The 4,933-nt window shown below is 63.8% G+C and carries 9 protein-coding genes and 1 pseudogene; 6 read left to right on the top strand and 4 right to left on the bottom strand.

Annotated elements, in window-relative coordinates:
• Positions 1–92 precede the first annotated feature (92 nt).
• The 4 genes from VBE63_RS24685 (at position 93) to VBE63_RS24670 (ending at position 2,568) form a co-directional block, all read left to right on the top strand.
• A complete protein-coding gene (locus VBE63_RS24685; RefSeq protein ID WP_323685666.1) occupies positions 93–677 on the top strand; it encodes a YqiA/YcfP family alpha/beta fold hydrolase in 585 nt (194 codons plus the stop codon).
• A 125-nt stretch (positions 678–802) separates the two neighbouring features.
• Positions 803–1,543, top strand: a complete 741-nt coding sequence (locus VBE63_RS24680) for an alpha/beta hydrolase (RefSeq protein WP_323685665.1) — start codon at positions 803–805, stop codon at positions 1,541–1,543.
• Positions 1,544–1,685: 142 nt separating this feature from the next.
• On the top strand, positions 1,686–1,958 hold the full coding sequence (locus VBE63_RS24675) for a hypothetical protein (RefSeq protein ID WP_323685664.1): 273 nt from the start codon (positions 1,686–1,688) through the stop codon (positions 1,956–1,958).
• Positions 1,948–2,568 carry a class I SAM-dependent methyltransferase gene (locus tag VBE63_RS24670; protein WP_323685663.1) on the top strand — a complete coding sequence of 207 codons (621 nt, stop codon included), beginning with the start codon at positions 1,948–1,950 and terminating at the stop codon, positions 2,566–2,568. Before VBE63_RS24675 ends, VBE63_RS24670 begins: the two co-directional genes overlap by 11 nt.
• A gap of 121 nt (positions 2,569–2,689) precedes the next feature.
• On the opposite strand, the gene VBE63_RS24665 is transcribed toward VBE63_RS24670, so the two are convergent.
• Both VBE63_RS24665 and VBE63_RS24660 read right to left on the bottom strand, forming a co-directional pair.
• Positions 2,690–3,022 (bottom strand): OB-fold nucleic acid binding domain-containing protein, encoded by a 333-nt coding sequence (locus tag VBE63_RS24665; protein WP_323685662.1) that lies wholly within the window; start codon positions 3,020–3,022, stop codon positions 2,690–2,692.
• Between the two features lie 11 nt (positions 3,023–3,033).
• Positions 3,034–3,183: a hypothetical protein gene (locus VBE63_RS24660; protein WP_323685661.1), complete on the bottom strand. Its 150-nt coding sequence runs from the start codon at positions 3,181–3,183 to the stop codon at positions 3,034–3,036.
• A 499-nt stretch (positions 3,184–3,682) separates the two neighbouring features.
• Between VBE63_RS24660 and VBE63_RS24655 the strand changes: the two genes are divergently transcribed.
• Positions 3,683–4,030: a hypothetical protein gene (locus VBE63_RS24655; protein ID WP_323685660.1), complete on the top strand. Its 348-nt coding sequence runs from the start codon at positions 3,683–3,685 to the stop codon at positions 4,028–4,030.
• A 78-nt stretch (positions 4,031–4,108) separates the two neighbouring features.
• On the opposite strand, the gene VBE63_RS24650 is transcribed toward VBE63_RS24655, so the two are convergent.
• A complete protein-coding gene (locus VBE63_RS24650) occupies positions 4,109–4,384 on the bottom strand; it encodes a hypothetical protein (protein WP_323685659.1) in 276 nt (91 codons plus the stop codon).
• Positions 4,385–4,454: 70 nt separating this feature from the next.
• Positions 4,455–4,598 carry a hypothetical protein gene (locus tag VBE63_RS24645; protein ID WP_323685658.1) on the bottom strand — a complete coding sequence of 48 codons (144 nt, stop codon included), beginning with the start codon at positions 4,596–4,598 and terminating at the stop codon, positions 4,455–4,457.
• A gap of 146 nt (positions 4,599–4,744) precedes the next feature.
• Here VBE63_RS24645 and VBE63_RS24640 point away from each other — a divergent pair.
• Positions 4,745–4,933 (top strand): annotated as a pseudogene (locus VBE63_RS24640) (hypothetical protein); the annotation flags it as partial.

Below are 4,933 nucleotides of genomic sequence, written 5' to 3'. Positions count from 1 at the left end.
GACGGTGATGCTGTAGAACGCGCCAACGAGGCCATTCTAGCGTCCGCCAAGTCACCATCACCGCTGCTTTCCATCGCAACCGGAGTCTGACCATGGCCCTGATCCTCTATCTGCACGGCTTTGCCAGTGGGCCGAAGCCCAACAGCCCCAAGGTCGATCTGCTGCGGGCGCTCGGCCATGAGGTCCGTTGTCTGGCAACCCAGGGCGGCTATCGGCCCGAGGACTATCTGCGTGCAGCCGAGGCGGCGCTGAGCAAGTCGCCAACGTTCGACCTGTTGGTCGGCAGCAGCCTGGGTGGATTCTGGGCGCGTTACCTGGGCGCGCGGCACGGCTACCCCTGGATTGGCTTGAATCCGGCCTTGCGTCCATCGGCAACACTGGCGCGCTATCAGGGCCGCTTGCAGCGCTTTGATGTTGATGCGAACTTCGACTGGACCTTGGAGGATGCCCTCGCCTATCGGGCCTATGAGGAGGAGCCGGTGGATGCATCGGTGCCGGGGCTGATCCTGGTCGCGGCGGATGATGAGGTCGTCGATGCGCAGGAAACGCAGGCGTTGGCCTCGGGGAGCGCGCTGCATGTCCTTGCGCAGGGCGGTCATGAGTTGGCCAACACCCCCGCCTATGCCGATGCGGTTGCGGATTTCATCACCAGGGTCACGGCAAGGCGCGGTGCCTGAGGCCGCAGCCATGCGAAAGAGGAGCAGTATCTATCGGCGCTGGACGCGCGCATTGTCCGCAAGGCCGTGGACGGGGACTGAGCATGAAGGCCCCTGCCGCTGCTCGCCTGTGATCCAATGACCTGATGTTCGCCAAGCTCACCTCACTGCTGTTCACAGCCCTGCTCGGCCTGCTCCTGTTTGGGCTTCTGCTCTGGTGGCTGCAGCCCAGGCTGATCTTCTTTCCCTACGATCGGTTGCAAGCGACGCCGACGGATTGGGGGCTCGACTACGAGGAGGTCCAGCTGGTCACCGAGGATGCGGTCGAGCTGCATGGCTGGTTGGTGAGCGCGCCCAAACCGCGTGCCACGCCACCGCGCACCCTGCTGTTCTTCCATGGCAACGCCGGCAACATCTCCCACCGAGGCGATTCGATCAGGATCTTCACCGACCTTGGGTTCGAGGTGTTGATCATCGACTACCGGGGTTATGGTCGCAGCCAGGGCTCGCCCTCTGAGCCAGGACTGTACCGGGATGCCACGGCCGCTTGGGACTGGTTGACGCAGGTGCGCGGCATCCCACCCGAAGAGATCGTCATTTTCGGGCGCTCGCTTGGCGGTGCGGTAGCGACCTGGCTGGCGGCTCGGACCTCCCCGGCGGCCTTGATCGTCGAATCCAGCTTCGATCGGATGCAGAGCCTTGCGGCGGTGCATTATCCGCTGCTCGCGCGCCTGATCCCGCTACGAGTGACGTTTCCGGCCGTCGAGCACATCGGCTCCGTGCAAGCTCCAGTGCTGATCCTGCACAGTCCCGATGATAAGATCGTGCCGGCCCGACTGGGGCGCCGGCTCTATCAGGCGGCTCCATGGGCCGAAGCGCTTCTTTGAACTGCAGGGTGGTCATAACGAAGGCTTTCTGCACTCGCAGCCCCACTATCAGCAGGCGCTGGCTGCCTTTCTGGAGCCGATCACCGTGCCGGGTAGCGTTTACTGAACAGCGGCTGAGGCCGCAACACCGAGAGCGAGGGCTATGGGTCTTCAACCGCTTCACCTGCAAACAGCGCTCGCGGCAGCCTGGCGCCTGCTGTCCGACACCGAACAGCGCCTGGCTAAGCCGCGACTGGATGGCCGCGTATGCACCTTCGTCCTTGTGCTGTGTCTACTCACGGGATGCGCTATCGATCGCACGCAAGACGTCCGCTTCGTCAATGATTCCCTTGTTGAATCAGACCCGACGACGAACGTTTCCTGGACGGAGGTGGTGGGCATCGAACGCGGCCTACCAGATGCCCATGTCCACTAACCACGCGCTTCAACAGGCCTATGACGCCCTCGCCGCTGGTTATGAGGCCAACCGTGGGCGGTTTGACATGCAGCCGGTGCTGAATGATGTCTTTGCATTGCTGCCCGCGCAGAGCGGTGCCTTGCTGGATCTGGGCTGCGGGGCTGGCGAGCCAGTGGCCAAGGCCTTCATCGAGCGCGGCTGGGCGGTGACCGGCGTCGACTTCTGCGCCGCGATGCTCGCGCTGGCGGCGCGCGAGGTGCCGGCCATGCAGACGATCCTGGCAGACATGCGCGAGGTCGCATTCGCGGCCGGTCAGTTCGATGCGGTGACCGCCATCTACAGTCTGTTCCATGTTCCCTGCGACGAGCATCCGACGCTGTTCGCCCGCATTCACGACTGGCTGCGACCGGGCGGGCGGCTGTTGTTCACCTACGCCACGGCCGAATACACCGGGGCCGAGCACTTCGATGGCTGGAAGTCCTTCATGGGGCAGCGCCTGTACTACAGCCACACGACACCGCAGGCGCTGCGCGAACAGCTGCAGGCCGTCGACCTGTGCCCGGAACACGTGACCCTGCGTGAGATCGGCGGCGAGCGGTTTCTGTGGGTGACGGCGCGGCGGGATTGAAGCCGGTCTTGGTCAAGAACGCGTCTCTGGCAACCAGTCCCCTGTCTCCAGATCCAGCATCGCCTGATGCTCGACGGCGATCCGCAGCCAGAGTCGAGCGTTGAGATGATCCGGATCGCGCTCAGTCGGGGTTCGGTAGCGGCACACTCCGACCGTCCTCAAAGAGGATCTCGGTGGCATAGAACTCGAGCGGCCTGTCGTCGTCATCGACCTGGCCGGAGACGCGAACGCGATCACCGGTGCGCACCGGCAGACGGTTGGGTCCGATGTAGACCAGGATCGATCCGGTCTCGTCTGCCAGTCGGAATTCGTCCTCCTCGGTGATGCGCTCGACCCGCCCTGCGACTGTGGCGACTAGGCCGGGGCGCAGATCCCGCACGGCGGTCGTCGGGTCGGCCTGCGCCAGACCTGGCAGCAACAGGCTGATGCAGAGGGCGACACGGACGGCGTTCATGGGCACGATCCTTAATCCAGTGCGATCAGCAGCAGGGTGAGCAGCAGCACGCCGCCCAGTGCCACGGCCCAGCCGGGCAGGGTCAGGGTGATGTCCGAGCGCAGCCAAGCGCGCAGACGCTCGATGGATGAGCCGGTCGGGGTTTCGGAAGACGGTGACATGGCGGACTCTCTTGCAGCACGTGTCCACCAGACATCGGGGATCATGCCCGGCAATAAAGACGATCCATCAGCCCGTGCGGCCTCGAGGGTCCAGGGAGCCATGCTGGTTCGCGGGTTGTGATACCAGCGCCGGCCTGTGATCGATCTGGTGCCTCAGCATCGATAACCTCCTTCTTCAGCTCTCCAGCTGGATACTTGTCTACAAAGCCTCCAACCGCTCCCGCGCCACTTGCTCCGCCTCTCCCGCCTGATCCCGCTGCACCACGGTCACCTGCTCGCGCATCTCGGCCAGGTTCGCGCTCCTTCAGCAACCTCCTCCTCACAAAGCCTTGCGCGACTCTGCGGTGTGGTTTTCCGACAATCCTGTGCGCAATCCCGAACGAGACTGTGCAAAAACCCGGTGCGGAAGGCGCGCGAGGCTGCCGCCTTCCCGCGCGTTGACCCCGCATGCCGGGCTGGCTACTCTGAGTGGCATGGTCTCTCTTCCGATTGCCAGCCCATGCAAAGTCTGACCGTGCAGCAGCGTCTGTTGATCGCCTTCGGGCTGGTCGTGATCATCTTGCTTGTCCCGATCGGAGTCGCCTACACAGGGATCGAGACGATCGAGCAGCGCTTGGGCCAGTTCGAGGCCGATCCAGGGGCCTTGGCGCAGTCTGGCTCTGGCAGCCATTACCTCCCGGCAGACCTCTCACTGCAGGAGACCGCTCAGCGCTTTAAGCTGCTGGTGTTGATGAGTTCGATCATGGCGCTGGTACTCGCCGTCCTGCTCGCGCTGATCACATCCAGAGCCCTCAGCGCTGCTTTCAAGCCGACGACGGCTGATCCTCCGTCAACCCAGGGCGGATGACCGCCGCTGACCAGCCTGCAAAGACCGATTGTTCAGAGGTCGGCGCAGTGAGCCTGTCGATGACCGTCCAACCAGCAGCTAATCCAACTTGATGCAGTAATTCCCGCTGGTGCGGTAGCCCACTGGACAAGACTCCAGCTTGATGACCACCTCCTTGTCGGTGTTGTCCAGCGGAATGCAGTAATGGCCACTGGTGCGATAACCCACAGGGCAATTGCCCACCTTCGGGATCGGCTGCTGATCCTCATCCTCTGCCGTTGCGGTGAGCGGTGCGCTCAGCAGCACGAGCGCAAGGCCCGTGCGGCCGAGCATTTGATGGCTCAAATGCCAAAGCTGGTTTGTCGTTGCTGTCATGAGGGTGTACTCCTGTGATGGGCGCCGCAGCGCCATGCTCAGCCGCGGCGCGTTAACCTACGCTGCGCGTCTACATCGTCAACGCGCAGTCCTGGCGAATCGCCGCCTGCTGCAGCGCCTCGTACTCACCTTTGAGTCGGGAGAGTTCTTCCTTTTGGTCATCGCCAGCAAGGAAAAACAGTGCCGGCCAGAACAAGACCAGCCCCACGCCCATGGCCACCGCATCGTTGAAGGAGCCCTCAGCCTGCCGTCCTGGACGCCTGCTTGCTGACTTGGCAACCTTGCAGGCTTATGGTCTGTGCGCGGGGTTGGCGTATACCACCTGTCCTGTCCCACGCTCCCTGTTGCCAGGAGGTCGCCATGTCCGCCGCTGTTGTGCCGCTCCGTCCCGCTACCCTGCCCTTGACCGGCCCTCTGCCGAACCTACGCCTGGAGCGGGTCCGCTTTCAGCTCGAGGCGCTCGATCCGATCCGTCTGCCAAGCTACAGCGGCTCGGCCTTTCGGGGTCTGCTCGGGCACAGCCTGCGCCACAGCGTCTGCGTGACCCGT

The sequence above is a fragment of the Lamprobacter sp. genome (assembly GCF_034860625.1).
In the GTDB taxonomy this organism is placed as follows: Bacteria; Pseudomonadota; Gammaproteobacteria; order Chromatiales; family Chromatiaceae; genus Lamprobacter.
Note: the sequence above shows the minus strand (reverse complement) of the source record. Positions and strands in the feature narration are given on the sequence as shown.